The organism is Amycolatopsis sp. NPDC052450, assembly GCF_044547565.1.
Classification (GTDB): Bacteria; Actinomycetota; Actinomycetes; order Mycobacteriales; family Pseudonocardiaceae; genus Amycolatopsis.
This window is the reverse complement of sequence record NZ_JBIUAQ010000008.1, coordinates 21768-39251: the sequence shown is the minus strand read 5'-3', so window position 1 is coordinate 39251 and position 17484 is coordinate 21768. Positions and strand designations below refer to the sequence as shown.

Sequence of the window (17484 nt, the reverse complement as noted above, 5' to 3'; positions counted from 1 at the left end):
GAAAGCGTCGGTAAACACCCGTCACCACGGGGAGAAAAAGCGATGGCCTGCCGAGCGGACTTCCACGTCGATCAGCCGAGGGCGAAGCGCGCCCGCCGCGGCCTCCGCTGGGTGCTCCCCACCGTGCCACCACCGGAACGGCGGGTCCGGCGCGTCAGTTCCCTGGCGGCCCTTCGTCGCGGCGGTGGGCGCGCATAAGCCGCTGCGCGCGCAGCGCCAGTTGCATGTTCAGCCGGTCGTCGGCGTCCCTGAGCCGGTCGCCGAACAGCTCCTCCAGTTGTCGGAGACGGTTGCGCACGGTCTGCGGGTGCACGCCCAGCCGTTGCGCGATCTCTGGTGCCCCGCCTCGGGTTTCCAGCCAGGCCAGCAGGGTCTCGCTGAGCCGCTCCTGCTGTTTCGCGCTCAGCGAGGTGAACGGGTCGAGGCTCTGTTTGGCGAGTTCGGCGCCGAGGAAGTCCTCGGCGAGCAACCACAGCGTGGCGAGGTGGTCCCGGCACCAGATGACCGGGCCGGGCGCGTCTTCGCTGTTCAGCAGCAGGGCGCGCCGGGCGGTGCGGAGCGCGGCCGGGGCGTCGGCGAGCGGCACGACGGGGGACACCGCCGCGCGCCAGCCGTCCAGCGCGTCCTTCAGTGGGGTGAGGTCGGCGTCGGGATCCGCGGTGAGCAGGTACGGCTCGGCGGTGTCGAGGTCGGCCAGCACGGTGTCGTCCAGCAGATGGACGGGGAAGGCGGGCGCGCCGGGAGCGCGCTGGAGCGCGACCATGGCGGCCGTCCCCGGCACCCGCCAGCCGGCGCCGTCGGCCAGGCTGGCGATGCTGCACGCGGACCCTTCGGGCGCCTGTGAGATCAGTTCGAGCAGACGGCGGCGCCGGAGCGGGATCGCGCCCGCCGCACGGGCTTCCGCCTCCTGGTAGCCCTCGATCGTCGTGGCGCACAGTTCGTCGACGTAGACGAAGACGGACTCGGCCGCGAGCGCGATGACGTCGAGGCCGGCGCCGAGCCCGCGCACGATGGGCCGCATCGCCCGCCAAGCCGCCCGTGCGCCGACCGTCACGCTGTCGTGCAACGGTTCCAGGCTCCGTCCCTCGGTGAACTCGATCCGCCCGCGCATGCGGTAGAAGTCGATCCAGCGGTCGTGGGGCACGTCCGGATCGCCGATGCAGTCGACGTAATGCCGCACCGCGCGATCGCACGAGACGACCAGGACGCGGCCGAAGACGCCGCGCAGCGGTTGTGAATACGCGGGAACGGACCGCTGGACCTGTTTGACCATGGCCGCCGCGGCGTGCCCGGTATACGGACGCAGTTCTTCGCCGAGCGAACGCGGCAACGTCGCCAGCATGTCGAAACCGCGGTACTGGACCACCGAGACCACCTTTGATTTTCTTCGAACCGAGGACGGGAAACGTGAATCCCTTTGCACAACCGCGTCGGATCGACGGGAACGGGTGCCGCAGTGTTTCTACTGGATCGGCCGAGCGCGTGTACCGCGAATGTGACGTTGAATGGACGGCGAAAAGTCGCCGATGTGGCGGCTTTTGACACGGATGTGGCGACGGTTCTACGCTCCGTGCATTCGAGTGCGCCGGTGGCGCGCGGACGAAAGGGAATTGGTGCCCGGAATCGTCGGCCTACTTCACTACGGGGGATCGCACACGTGAGCTGGCAGCCCGTCGGCGCGTTGTGGGCCCGCCTGCCGAGGGAACTCGGTGACGCCGTCCGCCCGCGGATCCCGGCGATCGCCCGGCACTGCGTCGAAGGCGTGGCGTCCGAGATCGGTGAATGCGCCGAAGTGTTCAGCGACAGCGAGGCGCGTGCCGCCGCCGTCGAGCTGACCAGGCGCGGTATCGAACGCGCCATCGATCGGATCGGCGTCCCCGAACTGCTGCAGAACGACCTGCTGGCGGATTTCCGTGCGCAGGGCCGGATCGCCTTCCACCAAGGACTCAGCCGCGAGGCCGCGCAGGCGGCGTTCAGGGTATCGAGCCGGGTGCTGTGGCGTTCGATCGCCGCGGCCGGCCGCCGGCTCCAGCTGCCGGGCGACGTTCTCTACGGCGCGGCGGAGTGCCTGTTCGGCGACGTCGTCGAGGTGACGATGGCGCTGACCGACGGCTACAACGCCGCCAGGGCCGAGGCCACGGGCCCCGCGGAGCAACGGGCCCGGCTGTTCCGGCTGCTGACCGCCGGCGCCGGGTACACCCGGGCCGACGCCGGCGCGCTCGCCGTCGCCATCGGCTGGCGGATCCCGGACCGGATCACCGCGGTCGTCTTCACCGCGGCGCCCGGCGCGCCCGCGTTCCCCGCCGGTCTGCTGCCGCCGTCGATTCCCGTGGACCTCGTCTCCGACGCGCCCGGTGCCCTCGTCGCCTGCCCGGAAGCCGACCTCGGCGGCCTGCGGGAACTGCCTTCCGGCTGGTCGGCGACGGTCGGGGTGTCCGTCTCGACGGCGCAGGCCGCCGAATCGTTCCGGATCGCGCGCCGCGCGTCCGAACTGGCCCAGCGGGGGATGATCACCGCGGTCGGTCCGGTGCTGTGGTGCGAGGAGCACATCACCACGCTGCTGCTGCTCGCCGACGAGTTCCTGCTCGACAGGCTCGCCGTCGAGGCGTTGGAACCGCTGTCGGGGCTGGCGCCGCGCCAGCACGACGAATTGTCGGCGACCCTGCTCACGCAGGTGCAGACGCGGGGGAGCGCGCCCGAGATCGCCCGGCAGCTCGCCGTGCACCCGCAGACGGTGCGGGCCCGGCTGCGGCGGCTCACGGAATTGTTCGGCGAACGGCTGGACGATCCGGATCAGCGGTTGCGGATCGAGCTGGCGCTGCGCGCCGAACGGCTGCGGCCAGCCGAAGCCTGACCCTTACACCGGCGATTGTCGAGTCCGTGAAGGCCTCCTTGAGGGATCCAGAGTCCCTCAAGGAGGCCTTCACGGACTCGGGGTTGAGATCAACCGCACCGCGGTAGGTACCTGAATCACCCTTGGCCCTAACCCGAATCGCCACTCACCACCACCTCGCGGACAGCCTGACGGGCGTCGGCGACGGGGAACACCCAGCGGCGGTAACCCCACCAGCGGAACGCCGAACCCGCCGCGGTGCCGAGCAGCATGCCGCTGACGAAGTCGGCGATCTCCTGTGCGACGAAGCTGACTTCGGGGACCTCGAGCCGCAGGACGTAGCGCGAGATCAGCGGCGGGCACAGGTTGATCGTGACGGCGATGGCGTTGACCGCGAAGAACAACGCCGCTTCGGGGAAGCGGCGCCTGCCGCCGCGGGTGTGGAACGACCAGCGCCGGGAGAGCAGGTACGCGAACGCCGTCGCCATCACCGTGGCGATGGCCAGCGCCGTGACCGGTTTCTCCTGCAGGACGGTGAGTTTCAGCCCGTAGTTGACGCCGAGCGTGAGGCCGAACGCGGCGAGGCCGACGGTGGCGAACCGGAGCAGCTCACGCCGCTTCCCGGCCCGCGCACCGACGACGGCCGCGCCGTCCACAAAGGACGAAGGCGCGGTTCTGAGCACCGCGGGCTCAGCAGTTCGACGTCGCCGGAGCGCCCGCGACCCGGTCCTTGAGGAAGGCGAGCACGTCGGCGTTGCCGGTGTAGACCGCCGTGATGTGGTCGGTGTCGAAGGTCTTCCAGGTCGTCTTGACGCCGGCGGTGCAGTAGGTCTTGTGCAACGCGTCTGCCTGCGCGAACTGCACGAGCTGGTCCTGGGTGGCGTGGTAGAGGAGCACCGGGACCTTGGGCGGTGTGCCGCCGAGCTTGTTCTCGTTGAGCCGCTTCACCCATTCCGGCCGCACGTAGCCGGCACTGGTCGTGTAGTCGGCGATCTTCTGGTTCGCGTAGGTGGTGAGCAGTTCGAACGTGCAAGCGCTCTTCTGCATCTCCGCCAGCTTCACGCGGCCGTTGTCGCTGAGGAACGAGTCCAGTTTCAGCTCGGGATAGGCGTTGTCCAGGCCGATCAGGGCGTAGGCGAAGACGCCGAAGCCTGCCTTCCCGTCGAGTTGCAGGGTGACCTGCACGAGGTCGGCGGGTACACCGCCGGCGGCGACGCCGACGAGGTTCATCTCCGGTGCGTAGGCCGGTTGCAGTTCGCCGGCCCAGGCCGCCGCCCCGCCGCCCTGCGAGTACCCGCGGAAGAGCACCTTGGCGTCGGTGGACAGTTTCGCCTCCGGCAGGCGTTGCGCGGCCCGGACCGCGTCGATCACCGCCGGGCCCTCCGAACGCCCGACCACATACGTCGTCTTCGGATCCTGGCGGTATCCCTCGTAGTCGGTGAGCGCGACGGCGTACCCGGCGTCGAGCGCGTCGTCGAGGCCCGACTGCTCGTAGAAAGCGCCGATATCGATCATCTTCGACGGCGTGCAGTCGAACGCCGGACCGTGCGTACCGGCGGCGAACGAGACGATGGGCGCCTTCGCTGGGTCGGCGTTCTTCGGCACCAGCACGGTCCCGGTCACCGCGTCCGGCCGCCCGAGGGCGTCCGTCGACAGGTACATGACCTGCCAGGCGTTGACGGAATCCTTACGCGGACCGGCCTTCGAGACCCGCGAGCGGATGATGTCGCCCGGTTTGCCCGCGGGGAGCGGGGACGGCGGGGTGTAGAACGCATCGTCGGACTCCGCCGTGACGGCGGAGTTCGCCGGGCTCCCGCTCAGCACGGTCAGGAGACCGGCGGACAGGACGATCGCCAGCGCGGCGGCGAGTATCCGGCGGGACGGGCGGGGAAACGGGGTCGGCACGGCCGGGCCTCCAGAGCGGGTGGGCAGGTCGAGGGGGCGGGAGAGGGGGCTCACTCAGGCGTTGCCGCCGTAGACCTGGCGGCAGGTCGCGGACTCGGCGAACGCGAGATCCAGTTCCGGGTTGGCGCGCAGGTGCTTGATCGGGCCTTCGGGCTCGCTCAACCCGCTCATCGTGGTGTCGGCGTCGGCGACCACCTTCTGCAGGCTCGCCTGGTCGGTGACCTTCGCGTCCTGCATCTTCACCAGGGTCGCGGACACCTTCGACTTGGTCTCGTCGAGCGTCGTGGTGGCCTTGTCCACAGCGGACTGTCCATCCGGGACCGGCGGCACCCCGGCGTTGCGGATCCCGCCCGCCATGTCGTCGAGCGCCACGGTGAGCGAGTTCAGGAAGCCCACCATGGCGGTCTTCGCGCCTTGGGGGTTGTTGGGGTCGAACGCGGGCGGCTGGGTCAGCTTCGCCGAGCCCGTCGCGACTCCGGAGCACACCTTGTCCGCCCAGGCGAGCGCGGCTGGGTCGGCGTGCCTGCCGGTGTCGGCGGGCTCGTCGGACCCGCAGGCGCTCAGAAGGACCGCCGAGGCGGTCAGGGAGACGGTGGCGAACGCGATTCGCGCTGCCGTGCGGCGCATTCTTTTCATGGTTTCCCCGTCGAATTCGGCGAAAGAGGGCCGGCCGTGGCACGAGGAGCGGGATTCCGCGGTGGTCGGCGGTGACCGGCTTGCTGAAACGCGAGGTTACTCACGAAAGATTCCGGCAGGCAAGGCGGGCGACGGCCGGAAAAGGGCGATTGGTACGCGCGAGATAGTTTCCCGCCGCACGATTGTCACCCTCGTCAGCGGTTCCGCGTGGGACGCGATGTGGCCCTGTGCTGGGAAAACCCATGTGCCGCTACTAGGAACCGGCCGGACGCACCGTGCCAGGGTGACAATTTACCGGCGACGCGTCAACTTTTCCGGGGAACCACTTGATAGCGGGAGTGCCGCGTCGTTAGTTTACTGTTCGGTTGCGATCCGTCAGACATCGTCGCTACCCGGAGAATTCTCTCGGGCCGATATTCATTGCTCTGGGGAATTGTACGCCGTTTCGTATCATCGTTGATACCACGGAAGGACGATCGTGAGTCACCGTAGAGGAACCAAGAAGGCGGTCGCCGCCGCCGCTGCCGGTGCCGTGGGGCTTGCCACCGCGGTACTCGTGGCCGGGGCACAGTCCAGTGTCGCCGATCCGATCTCGCTGCCCCTCAACTACCACTGCGACCTGCCGCTCGTGGGGTCACAGTCGCTGAAGGTGGTGATCAACACCGATCTTCCGCTGTCGGTCAAGACCGGTCAGCCGACCGGCACGTTCGACATCAAGGCCGTCTCCACGATCAACGCGGACACGGTCAGCGGGCTCAACCTGATCGGTGCGACCACGCTGGAAGGACAGGCCATCGCGGCGGCGACCGTGGCGGCACCGGGGCTCAACCTCCCGGTCAACGTCCCGAACGACATCGCCAAGCAGAACATCCCCACCTCGGGCGAGATGACGATCAACGCGGCGGGCAAGACGCCTTCGCTGACCTTCAACCAGCCCGGCGAAGCGAAGATCACCGTGGGCGACCTGCAGCTGAAGGTCACCCCGCGCAAGGCCGACGGTTCGGTCACCGGCATCACGCCGGACGGCACGATCGACGCGCCGTGCAAGCAGGATCCGGGCCAGAACAACACCCTGGCCACGATCAAGATCGGTGACGGCGGTGGCGGCACGACCACGCCCACCACCCCGACCACGCCCACCACCCCCACGACGCCGACCACGCCGACGACCCCGCCCACTACCACCACCACACCCGGTGGCGGCGGGATCAAGTACGCGTTCGGCATCAAGGGACAGACCGCGCTGAAGTCGCTCGGCAGCACGGCCGCGATCAACGGTGGCTTCGACGCGAACGTGGACCTCGCGTCGAAGACGTTCACCGGTGACCTGAAGCTCGACCCGTCGTCCACCCAGTTCAAGCTGTTCGGGTTCGTCGACGGACGTTCGGAGATCAAGGTCGAGCAGGTCGGCAAGCAAACCGGTGAGCTCGTCGGCACCGGGTTCAAGGCGCACATCAAGTTCAACGTGTTCCTGCCGAGTGTGCAGGTCTTCGGGATCCCCATCAGCAGCGACCCGAAGTGCGGCACGGTCAGCCCGTCCACCAGCGAGATGACCACCGGTCCGGACTTCGACCTGCTCAAGGGCGGGAAGCTCTCCGGTACCTACTCGCTGTCGGCGCTGCAGAACTGCGGTTCGTTCAACGACATGATCAGCATGTTCGCCAAGAGTGACGGCAACACGCTCGATCTGAACCTCACCAAGAAGTAAGTCAGGCAGCCGGTCCCCGTCGCGTTCCGTGACGGGGACCGGTGCCGTTTCCGTGCCGTCCAGGAAGGCGACCATGCCCCTTCGCATCAACGTCCGGATGCTCCTCGCGGCGGGCCTCATCGTCCTGCTCACCGCCGGCAGCCTGCTGTTCGTCGCCGTCCGGAGCGCGGCGGCGAGCACGCCCGTGGCCAAGAACCTGTCGTTCACCTGCCCGTTCCCGTTGATCGGGCTGCAGAAGCTCGACGTGAACATCAAGGCCGACTTCGAAGTCCCGACGGCGCCCGGCGGCACGCTCACGACCTCCGGGCTGACCATCACCGTGACCGTGCCGGACAAGGCCGCTCGCGGGCTCAACCTGGTCGGCGCCGCCACCATCGAAGGCACCGCGGCCGCCGGCGTGACACTGGTCAACGGCGACGCGAACCCGCTCCCGGTGCGCCTCCCGCTGAACGTCGCCAAGACCGACCTCCCGCCGTCCGGCACGTTCAGCACGGTGGCGACCGGCTCCGTGCCCACGATCACGCTGGCGAAACCGGGCAAGACCACCCTGACCATCGGAGACTTCACCACCCGCCTCACCCCGAAGAAGGCCGACGGCTCGTTCACCGGCATCGGTTCGTTCACTTCGGACTGCACGCTCGACCCCGGCCAGGACCCGGTGCTGCTCTCGTTCGAACTCGGCGACAAGCCCGCGGGCCATCGGTACACGGTCGCCGGGAAGACCGGCCTCAAAGCACTCGGTGCCGCCGCGCCGCTGGCAGGCTCGTTCGACCTGAGCCCCACCGCGGCCACGGTGTTCAGCGGCGGCCCGGTGTTCGACAAGGCGCACGCCGACTTCCGGCTGTTCGGCTTCCTGCCGGGCTCGGCGGATCTCGAGTTCGTCGCCGAAGGACCGCAGGGCGGCGATCTCGCCGGGACCGGTTTCGTCGCACGGCCCCGCTTCACCACCGTCCTGCCGCTCGTCACGCTCGTCGGCATGCCGGTCAGCACCGGACCGGGCTGCCGGACGTCGGCCCCGTCGACGGCGGAACTGCGCACCGGTGACGGCTTCACCATGGCGGCAGGCGGCACGCTCACCGGAACCTATTCGCTGGCGCCCCTGACCGGCTGCGGCGCCTTCACCTCGTACGTGAGCTCGCTCGTCCAGGGAGATGGCAACACCTTCGACCTCACGCTGGCCCCGCGCTAGTCACGCGCCTGCGCTCGGGTGAAGTACATGAAGGACCCCTTCCTGTACCTAGGCGCAAGGAAGGGGTCCTTCATGTACTGAGGAGGCCTTCCCGCAGAGGTTTCGCGTGACTGAGGGGACGACACGTGTGATCAGACGGACGCCACGCGTGACTGGATGGACGACACACGCGCGTCCAGGGTTCCGCCGCGAGTCGTCCGTCCAATCACGCGTGTCGTCCATCCCAACACGTGTGTCGTCCGTCCAGACACGTGAAACCGCCGCCGGCACACCGCCACGCGTCACTCGGGACACCTGTTTCCACCACCACCGCAGTAGTCGGGCCGATGGCGGGTTCGGTTCCCGGCGGCGGTAATCTGCCTCGCGACACCACCCGGGCACCTGTTCCACCACCAAGGAACCATCGGTGAAACGGGGAGTGCCACGAAATGACGATTTCCGCGCCGGAGGCCGCCGTCCGCACGGTGGAGCTGACCGTGTCGGGGATGACCTGCGCCGCTTGTTCGGCGCGGGTCGAACGCACCTTGAACAAACTGGACGGTGTGCGCGCGTCGGTGAACTACGCGACCGAGCGCGCCACCGTGCAGGTGCCCGAAGCGCTGGCCGACGAAGTGCTCATCGAGCGGGTTCGCAAATCCGGTTACACGGCGGAGGTCCGCGGGGAAGAGGATCCGGACAGCGGCTTCGCCCGGGTGCGGGATCTTCGTCGGCGGCTGGTGGTCGCCGCGTTGCTGGCGATCCCGCTGGGGAACCTGTCGATCACGCTCGCACTGGTGCCGCGGCTGCGGTTCCCCGGCTGGGAGCTGCTGTGCCTCGCGCTGGCCGTTCCGGTGGTGTTCTGGTCCGCACTGCCGTTCCACCGCGCCACGTTGCGGAACCTTCGCCATCGTTCGTCCAGTATGGACACCCTGGTTTCGCTGGGCGTGCTCTCGTCGTTCGCGTGGTCGGCGTGGTCCGCCTTCGCGGGCGGATCCGAACCCGGGTACTGGATCGGCTTCGGCCCGACGGCGGCCGGCGCCGACGCGATCTACCTCGACGTCGCCGCCGGGGTGACCACCTTCCTGCTGGCGGGCCGGTATTTCGAAAGCCGGTCCCGGCGCGGTGCCGCCGGGCTCCTGGCGGCCTTGGACGCCTTGGCCGCCAAGGACGTCCGGGTGCTGCGAGACGGAGCGGAGCGGATGGTGCCGATCGGCGAACTGGCCGTCGGCGAGCTGTTCGTGGTCAAGCCGGGGGAGTCGATCGCCGCCGACGGCGTCATCCACAGCGGACTGTCCACTGTGGATGTCAGCGCGGTGACCGGTGAGCCGGTGCCCGCGGAGGCCGGCGAAGGAGACCGGGTCGTCGGCGCTTCGGTGAACCGGGACGGCAGGCTGGTCGTCCGCGCGACCGCGGTCGGCACGCACACCCAGCTCGCCCAGATGACCGCGCTGGCCGAACGCGCGCAGGCCCGCAAGGCGGCGGTGCAACGCCTGGTCGACCGGATCTGCGCGGTGTTCGTCCCGGCCGTGCTCGGTGTGGCGGTGGTGACGCTCGCGGTCTGGCTGCTCGGCGGGGCGCCCGTCCGCGAAGGTTTCGCGGCCGCCGTCGCCGTTCTCATCATCGCTTGCCCGTGCGCGCTCGGGCTGGCGACGCCGACCGCGCTCATGGCCGGGGTCGGCCGCGGCGCCCAGCTGGGCATCCTCATCAAGGGACCTGACGCGCTCGAGGCGAGCCGCACGGTGGACACCGTCGTGCTGGACAAGACCGGCACCGTCACCACCGGGAAGATGACCGTCACCGCGTGCCGCCCCGCGGACGGGTTCACCATCGGCGAGCTGCTGTGGTTCGCCGGAGCCGTGGAGTCCGGTTCGGAGCACGCCATCGCGGCGGCCGTGGTGACCGCGGCGAGGGCCGAACTGCCGGACCTGCCCCCGGTCGAACGCTTCGGAGCCCTGCCGGGGCTCGGCGCGAAGGGCGAGGTCGAGGGGCACGCGGTCCTTGTCGGCAACGCGCGGCTGTTCGCCGACCGCGGGATCGCCGTCCCCGGCGACTTCACCGCGGAGGACGGCGCCACGGCGATCCTGGTCGCCGTGGACGGCCGGGTCGCCGGACAGCTGGCGATCCGGGACGTCGTGAAGCCTTCGGCACGGGCCGCTGTCGACGCCCTGCACGCGCTCGGCCTGCGGACCGTGCTCCTGACCGGCGACAACGAAGCCGCCGCCCGCGTGGTCGCGGACGAGATCGGCGTCTCCGACGTGCGCGCCGGCGTGCTGCCCGCGGAAAAGGCCGCCGTCATCGAAGGACTGCGGGCCGGGGGAGCGCGGGTCGCGATGGTCGGCGACGGGATCAACGACGGTCCGGCGCTGGCAACCGCGGATCTCGGCATGGCGATGGCACAGGGCAGTGACATCGCGTTGCGCTCGGCCGACATGGTGCTGGTCCGCGAAGACCTGCGCGTGGTCCCCGACGCCATCCGGCTCGCCGACCGGACCCTGCGGATCATCCGGGGAAACCTGGTCTGGGCGTTCGGTTACAACGTCGCCGCGATCCCGCTGGCCGCGCTGGGCCTGCTGAACCCGCTGATCGCCGGTGCCGCGATGGCGCTGTCCTCCGTGCTCGTCGTGTCCAACAGCCTCCGGCTCAAGGACTTCGGCCGCGCGGACCGACGCGCTGCGTGACACTTCCGGGTGGTTTTGTACCATCGCCCCGGACAAGGGGGCCTTCGTGAAGCCGTTGAACACCGGCGAACCCACCGGCGTGGGGCGCTACCGGGTGTTCGCCGCGCTCGGTGAGGGCGGGATGGGCCGGGTGCTGCTCGGGATCTCCTCCGACGGGCGCCTGGTCGCGGTCAAGCAGGTTCACCCGGGTTTCGCGCACGACCCCGGCTTCCGCGAGCGGTTCCGCCGGGAGGTCGAAACCTCCCGTCTGGTGTCCGGTGCGTACACCGCCCCGGTCATGGACGCCGATCCCCACGCGCCGACACCGTGGCTGGCCTCGGTGTTCGTCCCGGGACCGGCTCTGTCCGACGCGGTCTCGGCGGGTGGGCCGCTGCCGCCGATGGCGGTGCGGCATCTCGCCGCGGGGCTCGCGCTGGCGCTGGGCGACATCCACCGCGCCGGGCTGATCCACCGGGACCTGAAGCCGAGCAACGTCATCCTCGCCAGTGACGGCCCCCGGGTGATCGACTTCGGGATCGCCCGCGCGGTCGAAGGCGACTCCGAACTCACGCACACCGGCGCCGTCATCGGTTCGCCCGGGTTCATGTCGCCGGAGCAGGCCGAGGGCAAGCCGCTGACCGCGGCGAGCGACATGTTCTCGTTCGGCGCGTTGCTGGTGCTGGCCGCGACCGGGACGAGCCCCTTCACCGGGACGTCCACTCCGCACACTCTGTACAACGTCGTGCACGTCCAGCCCGATCTGCGGTATCTGGCGCCGGAGCTGCGGCAGATCGTGGAGCCGTGTCTGGCGAAGAACCCGGCGGACCGGCCGTCCCCGGCCTGGGTGCTGGAGCGGCTCGGCCCGATCCCGCCGGTGACCAGCCCGTGGCCACCAGTGGTGTCGCACCTCATCGAGACGCAGCAGGCCGAGGTCCGGCGGCTGCTGAACCCGCCTCCGCCGAAGCGATCCCGGCGCGGCCTGTATGCCGGACTGGCCGCGGCCGCCGTGGTGTTGCTGGCCGGTGGCACCGTCGCCGCGGTCTCGCTGTCCGGGGAAGACCCGCCTCCGGCCGCCATCGCGCCGAGTTCCTCACCGCAACCGGACGAACCGGTCGCCACCCCGGTCAACCAGGACCCGCTCGGCCCGGACAACCTGCGCCGGGTCGACCTGTGCAAAGTGCTCGCGGGCCGGGACGTGCCGGGGTTCGGCAAGCTGAGCACGGAGATGGACATCCATTTCGATTCGTGCACCTACTCCTCGCCCACGGGGAAATGGCTGGACCTGCAGGTCGGCGGCGATCTGGTCGAAGGCGTGGCGGGCGGCGAGCTGGAAGGGCTTCCGCTGCGCGTCAAGGGCTCCGACGACGCGTGCGCGGCCGCCGTCCCGGTGGCCGGCCTGCCGAACACCAAACTCAGCGTCGACGTCAACTCGATGTCCACAAAGGACGAGGCGTGTTCGGTGGTGAAGGCCGCGCTTTCCGACGCGGTCAAGCGGATCCGCGCCGGAGGCCACGAGCGCGCGCTTCCGGCGGGCACCCTGGCTCCACTGGACCCGTGCGCGCTGCTCGGACCGGCGACCACGGACCGGCTGATCGGCCCGGTCGTCGAAACGATCCGCGAACATCTGCACCAATGCCGGTACGACACGGCGGGCAGTGTCCGGCTGAGCTTCGTGCGGGCGTACCCGCCGGCCCAATCGAAGGACTCGTACTACACGGAGACCGCCACCCTGGATCTCGGCGGCGCCAAGGTGTACCTGGCGAGAAGGGACGACGGCGCCGCCCGCTCGAGCTGCTCGCTGACCTGGCAGCATCGGTTCGTCAGCGACCGCGACGGGGAGAACGTCGAGCTGACCGTCGGGACCAGCGGTGCCGAGAAGACCGCCGAGCAAGCCTGCGAGAAGGCGAAGGCCTTCGCCGGGGCGTTGTTGCCGAAACTTCCGAAACCCTAGGGCTGACCAGTGAAACCGTTGAACCCCGGGGAACCCCGGCAGATCGGCCCGTACCGGATCATCGCCGAGATCGGCGAAGGCGGTATGGGGCGCGTCGTGCTCGGCCACGCCCCCGACGGCAGGCTCGTCGCGGTCAAGCAACTGCACGCCCAGTTCGCGCACGATCCCCGCTTCCGTGAACGGTTCCGGCGCGAGGTCACCACGTCGCGGCTGGTCTCCGGCGCCTACACCGCCGCCGTCATGGACGCCGACGCGGAAGCGGAAACCCCTTGGCTCGCCTCGGTCTTCGTCACCGGTCCGTCGTTGAAGGAGGCCGTGGACGCCGCCGGACCGCTGCCCGCCGAGTCGGTCCGGGTGCTGGCGTCCGGACTCGCCGCGGCGTTGACGGAGATCCACTGTGCCGGGCTGATCCACCGGGATCTCAAGCCCAGCAACATCATTCTGACGAGTGACGGCCCCAGGGTGATCGACTTCGGCATCGCGCGGGTGGCGGAGGAGGCCCAGGAGCTCACCGGTACGGGCGCCATCATCGGGTCGCCCGCCTTCATGTCGCCGGAGCAGGCGGGCATTGGGCAGGTCACCGGCGCGAGCGACGTGTTCTCCCTCGGCGCGATCCTGATCATGGCGTCGACCGGACGCGGCCCGTTCACCGGCCCGACCGCACCTCAGACGCTGTATAACGTCGTTCACGGCGCGGCGGATTTGAGTGCGGTCCCGGACGAGATCCGGCGGCTTGCCGAACCCTGCCTCGCCAAGGATCCGGCGCGACGGCCGACGCCGGAACAGATCCTGGACTTCCTCGGCCCGGTCCCGCCCGGCGCGGCGCCCTGGCCGCCCGCCGTGCAGGCCCGGATCCAGCGGCAGGACGCCGAGGTGCGCTCAGTACTGGCGCTGCCGTTGCCGTTCTTGCGGCCGACGCCGAAGAAGATGGCACCGAAGACGAAGAAGATCCTGTTCGGCGCGCTCGCCGCGGCCGTCCTGCTCCTGATGTCGGCGATGGTCGCGCTCGGTCTCACCATCGCCGACCACGCCAAGCCGGAGAGCCCCGGAACGACTTCGCTGTCGGCGACCGACGCACTCGGCCCGGAACGTCTGCGGCTCGTGGACCCGTGCAAGGTGCTCGCCGGCCGGTTCGTACAGGAGTTCGGCACGCTGAAACCGGACACGCATCTGACCCACCCGGCCCGCTGCAAGTACACCGGCCTCAACGGCGTCACCTTCGAGCTGCGGCTCGGCGAGGGGGTGACCGCCGGCAGCCTCGAACGAACCGACCGCACCGTCGAGGGAATTCCGTTGCTGCGCAGCACGATCAGCGGCGGATGCGATTCGGTCGCGCAGCTGCCGGCGGACCGGCGGCTCGGTGTCGTCGTCTCCCATCTCGGCCGGGACGGCGATCGCTGCAAGGGCGCCGACGACATGCTCACCGCCGCCATCACCCGCCTGCGCACCCACGAGGCCGACCGCGGCGGCGACCCGGCGAGCATCCTGCCGCTCGACCCGTGCGCGGCCGCCGATCCGGCGGTGCTCGGCAAGAACATGGCAGGCGCGCGGGCGGCTCCGCGGACATTGCGGATCTGCGAGTGGGAGGGCGGCGGGGACACGCTGACCGTCGAGTTCCAGCGGGGTGCGTACGCGCCCGAAGGTTCGCCGGTGGACCTCGGCGGCGGAGTCACCGGCGACATCCGGGAGTTCGGCGGCTCGAACTGCGCCGTGACGTGGCAGCACCGTCCGCTGTCGGACCGCGAGGCCGAACACGTCGCCGTCCGGCTGCTCGCGCGCGAGGGCGGAAGCCCCTGTGACCGGGCGAAGGAGATCGCGGTCTCGGTCGCCTCCAAGCTGCCGAAACCCTGAGCCGATCGAGAAGGGGAACCCCTGTGCGCGCCCGGAAACGGGTCCGCTAAACTAGCTTCAGTACGAACAACTTCACCACGCGCGTTTAGCTCAGCGGGAGAGCGCTTCCCTGACACGGAAGAGGTCACTGGTTCAATCCCAGTATCGCGCACCAGGTTCACTTCCCCGGTGAACCGGAGTTCGTACCGCGGGCGATTAGCTCAGGGGGAGAGCGCTTCGTTCACACCGAAGAGGTCACTGGTTCGATCCCAGTATCGCCCACCGCAGTGAAGGCCCCACCCGGCTCGGGTGGGGCCTTTTCGCGTTGCGGGGGCCCTTCACGGCATAAGAGCTCAGCGCAGCGACTCGATCATCGGTGTGAGCGTGTCCATCGTCGCGGCGAGGTCGGCCTTCGGGTCGGGGGAGTGGGCGAGCCAGACGGCGGCCTCGTTCATCGCGCCGGAAAGCAGGCGTACCAACGGTTCCACGGGCCGCTTCGCCAAGACGCCTTCGGTCATCAGTCCGGTCAGTGCTTCGGCGAGGTGCCGGGCGGAGGACTCGGCGTCCAGTTCGCGCCAGTCCTGCCAGCCGACCACCGAAGGACCGTCCAGCAACATGATCTGCTGGATCTCCGGATCGGTCGCCGCGGCGAGGAACGCGCGGCATCCGGCCAGCAGCCCCGCCCACGAGTCCGGCGCGGCGTCCGCGGCTCGCGCGATCTGCTCGCCGACGTCGTGCTGGACGACGCCGAGCACGTGCCGGAACAGGTCCGCCTTGCTGCTGAAATGGTGGTAGAGCGCGCCTTTGCTCACGCCCGCGGTCTGCGCGATGGTCTCCAGCCCGACCTTGCCGTATCCGTGCTCGGCGAACATTCGCCGGGCGGTGGCGGTCAACGCCTCCATCGTCTCTTCGCGCTGCTGCTGTTTCGTGCGGGCCATGACCGGAATCTTGACATACCGACCGTCGGTTGGCTAACTTCGACAAAACAAACCGACGGTCGGTATTGTTCGCGAGACAAGGCGGCATCATGCGTCTGACCAGCTTCTACCCCGTTCTCATGACCGAGAAGATCACCGAGACTCGGGACTTCTACTGCGGCCACTTCGGCTTCGAGCTCACCTTCGAGGCTGACTGGTACGTCAGCCTCAAACGCGACGAGTGGGAGCTCGCGATCCTCGCTCCCGGGCACGACACCATTCCCGCGGGGGCGGGCAAACCCGTGCAGGGACTGTTGCTGAACTTCGAGGTCGAAGACGTCGACGCCGAACACCGGCGGCTGGTCGTGGAGGCGGGGTTGCCCGAGGCACTTTCCTTGCGCAGCGAGGAGTTCGGGCAACGGCACTTCATCGTCGCCGACCCCAACGGCGTGCTGATCGACGTGATCCAGGAGATCCCGCCGACCGCCGAGTTCGCGGAGCAGTTCACCGACGACGCCCGCCCGCACTGACGAGGACGGCCGCCACGAACGCGTGGCTCACTCAGCTCACCTCCTCAGCGGCCAGAACCTTACGTAGGCGCGCGAGGGCGCGATGCTGGGCCACCCGGACGGCGCCGGGGGTGGACCCCACGGCCTCGGCCGTCTCTTCGGCGGACAATCCCACGACCACCCGCAGGACCACGATCTCACGCTGTTTGTCGGGAAGTACGCGCAGCAGCTGCGACATGCGCTCGTTCAGCTCGCCCTGGAGGGCACGCTGCTCGGGGCCGACGCCGCCCTCGATCTCGTCGGGGACTTCAGCGACCGGCTCGGCACGGTTACGGGCCGCGGCGCGATGCGCGTCGGCCACCTTGTGCTGGGCGATCCCGTAGACGAAGGCCAGGAACGGGCGGCCCTGATCACGGTACGAAGGCAATGCCGTGAGCACCGCGAGACACACCTCCTGAGCAACGTCGTCTGCGGAAGCGAACGAACGCTCCTGCCTGCCAACCCGAGCGCGGCAGTACCGCACTACCAAAGGACGGATGGCCGCCAGCAACCGTTCGACCGCTTGAGGATCACCCTCAACAGCAGCGGCGACCGGCGCGATCGGATCATCGACGAGGCCGCGCGCCGTCGACACGAAGGTCGTCTGGCTCACGGCGATCAACCGGCGCGTCAGCACGCGGCTCTTGACCTGTGCCAGGGTCTTGTCGATGTCCAAGCCTCGGTTGAGGGAGTCGTTGTAGGCATCGTTGGCCTGGGACAGCCAGGCGGGCACGGCGCGGGTATCAGTCACTGTCGTTGCCTCCTTCTGTCAGGCCCTGTACCGGTCTTTGCTGCCGATAGAGCCGCTCCAGCCGCCTGCGGGCGTGACGCAGGTTGGACCGGACGGTCACCGTCGGCAAGCCAAGGTGATCCGCGATTTGGGTGGGAGAGAACCCGTCGAGCGCCCAGACGATGACGTCACGCTGCCGCGTCGGAAGTTGGTTCACCAGGTCCGCGACCCATGCCGTCTCATCGAGGAAGGAGATCAATCGCTCGGTTTCCCGATCCACCGGCTGAGACCAGTCGCCTTTGACCGCCCGGCGGACACCCTCTTCTGTTCGATGAAGCTGCGCTCTGGCGATGCGAGGTGCGGCCTTGCGCACCCAAGCACGTGGGTGCTCAAGGGTGCTCCAGCGTTCGAAGGCCTGGACCATCGCGTCGGCGGCAGCGTCCCTCGCGGTCTCGAGGTCGAAGCCGGCCTTGCACAGGAATCCCACTAACGGTGCGAAGTCGTGCTTGAAGAACTCGTCGAAGTCCGAGTGCTGGTTCACCGAACATCACCGCTCCCTCCCCTACGGTCGTATCTCACCAGTAGGTGTAGCGAGCGTCTT

At 69.3% G+C, this 17484-nt stretch carries 14 protein-coding genes and 2 tRNA genes; 9 read left to right on the top strand and 7 right to left on the bottom strand.

Features of this window, described 5'->3' with window-relative positions:
- Nucleotides 1-154: 154 nt before the first annotated feature.
- Nucleotides 155-1375: a helix-turn-helix domain-containing protein gene (locus tag ACIHAO_RS15765; protein WP_396558334.1), complete on the bottom strand. Its 1221-nt coding sequence runs from the start codon at nucleotides 1373-1375 to the stop codon at nucleotides 155-157.
- A 282-nt stretch (nucleotides 1376-1657) separates the two neighbouring features.
- Between ACIHAO_RS15765 and ACIHAO_RS15760 the strand changes: the two genes are divergently transcribed.
- Nucleotides 1658-2854: a helix-turn-helix domain-containing protein gene (locus tag ACIHAO_RS15760; protein WP_396558332.1), complete on the top strand. Its 1197-nt coding sequence runs from the start codon at nucleotides 1658-1660 to the stop codon at nucleotides 2852-2854.
- Nucleotides 2855-2982: 128 nt separating this feature from the next.
- Here the strand turns inward: ACIHAO_RS15760 and ACIHAO_RS15755 are convergent, their stop codons facing one another.
- The 3 genes from ACIHAO_RS15755 to ACIHAO_RS15745 are packed head-to-tail and all read right to left on the bottom strand — an operon-like array spanning nucleotide 2983 to nucleotide 5365.
- The gene (locus ACIHAO_RS15755) at nucleotides 2983-3516 is read right to left on the bottom strand and encodes a GtrA family protein (protein ID WP_396558330.1); all 534 of its coding nucleotides are present in this window, start codon (nucleotides 3514-3516) and stop codon (nucleotides 2983-2985) included.
- A 7-nt stretch (nucleotides 3517-3523) separates the two neighbouring features.
- Entirely contained in the window at nucleotides 3524-4738 is a 1215-nt protein-coding gene (locus ACIHAO_RS15750; RefSeq protein ID WP_396558328.1) for a lipase family protein, read from the bottom strand.
- Between the two features lie 54 nt (nucleotides 4739-4792).
- Complete coding sequence (locus ACIHAO_RS15745; protein WP_396558326.1) at nucleotides 4793-5365, bottom strand: hypothetical protein; 573 nt, start codon at nucleotides 5363-5365, stop codon at nucleotides 4793-4795.
- Between the two features lie 487 nt (nucleotides 5366-5852).
- Here ACIHAO_RS15745 and ACIHAO_RS15740 point away from each other — a divergent pair, with 487 nt between their 5' ends.
- From ACIHAO_RS15740 to ACIHAO_RS15710, 7 genes are all read left to right on the top strand, one after another.
- A complete protein-coding gene (locus ACIHAO_RS15740; RefSeq protein ID WP_396558324.1) occupies nucleotides 5853-7082 on the top strand; it encodes a DUF6801 domain-containing protein in 1230 nt (409 codons plus the stop codon).
- A gap of 73 nt (nucleotides 7083-7155) precedes the next feature.
- Nucleotides 7156-8271, top strand: a complete 1116-nt coding sequence (locus tag ACIHAO_RS15735) for a DUF6801 domain-containing protein (RefSeq protein ID WP_396558322.1) — start codon at nucleotides 7156-7158, stop codon at nucleotides 8269-8271.
- 428 nt (nucleotides 8272-8699) lie between these two features.
- Complete coding sequence (locus ACIHAO_RS15730; protein ID WP_396558320.1) at nucleotides 8700-10928, top strand: heavy metal translocating P-type ATPase; 2229 nt, start codon at nucleotides 8700-8702, stop codon at nucleotides 10926-10928.
- A 46-nt stretch (nucleotides 10929-10974) separates the two neighbouring features.
- Entirely contained in the window at nucleotides 10975-12858 is a 1884-nt protein-coding gene (locus tag ACIHAO_RS15725) for a serine/threonine-protein kinase (RefSeq protein ID WP_396558318.1), read from the top strand.
- A 9-nt stretch (nucleotides 12859-12867) separates the two neighbouring features.
- Nucleotides 12868-14709 (top strand): serine/threonine-protein kinase, encoded by a 1842-nt coding sequence (locus ACIHAO_RS15720; protein ID WP_396558316.1) that lies wholly within the window; start codon nucleotides 12868-12870, stop codon nucleotides 14707-14709.
- 79 nt (nucleotides 14710-14788) lie between these two features.
- Nucleotides 14789-14863 (top strand) — tRNA-Val (locus ACIHAO_RS15715).
- A gap of 35 nt (nucleotides 14864-14898) precedes the next feature.
- Nucleotides 14899-14970 (top strand) — tRNA-Val (locus ACIHAO_RS15710).
- Nucleotides 14971-15041: 71 nt separating this feature from the next.
- On the opposite strand, the gene ACIHAO_RS15705 is transcribed toward ACIHAO_RS15710, so the two are convergent.
- Complete coding sequence (locus ACIHAO_RS15705; RefSeq protein ID WP_396558314.1) at nucleotides 15042-15626, bottom strand: TetR/AcrR family transcriptional regulator; 585 nt, start codon at nucleotides 15624-15626, stop codon at nucleotides 15042-15044.
- 89 nt (nucleotides 15627-15715) lie between these two features.
- On the opposite strand from ACIHAO_RS15705, the gene ACIHAO_RS15700 reads away from it, so the two are divergent.
- Nucleotides 15716-16135: a VOC family protein gene (locus ACIHAO_RS15700; protein ID WP_396558312.1), complete on the top strand. Its 420-nt coding sequence runs from the start codon at nucleotides 15716-15718 to the stop codon at nucleotides 16133-16135.
- A 31-nt stretch (nucleotides 16136-16166) separates the two neighbouring features.
- Here ACIHAO_RS15700 and shbA read toward each other — a convergent pair whose 3' ends face one another.
- A complete protein-coding gene (shbA, locus tag ACIHAO_RS15695) occupies nucleotides 16167-16715 on the bottom strand; it encodes an RNA polymerase sigma factor ShbA (protein WP_396558802.1) in 549 nt (182 codons plus the stop codon).
- A 181-nt stretch (nucleotides 16716-16896) separates the two neighbouring features.
- Nucleotides 16897-17424 (bottom strand): RNA polymerase sigma factor, encoded by a 528-nt coding sequence (locus ACIHAO_RS15690; protein WP_396558310.1) that lies wholly within the window; start codon nucleotides 17422-17424, stop codon nucleotides 16897-16899.
- Between the last annotated feature and the right edge of the window lie 60 nt (nucleotides 17425-17484).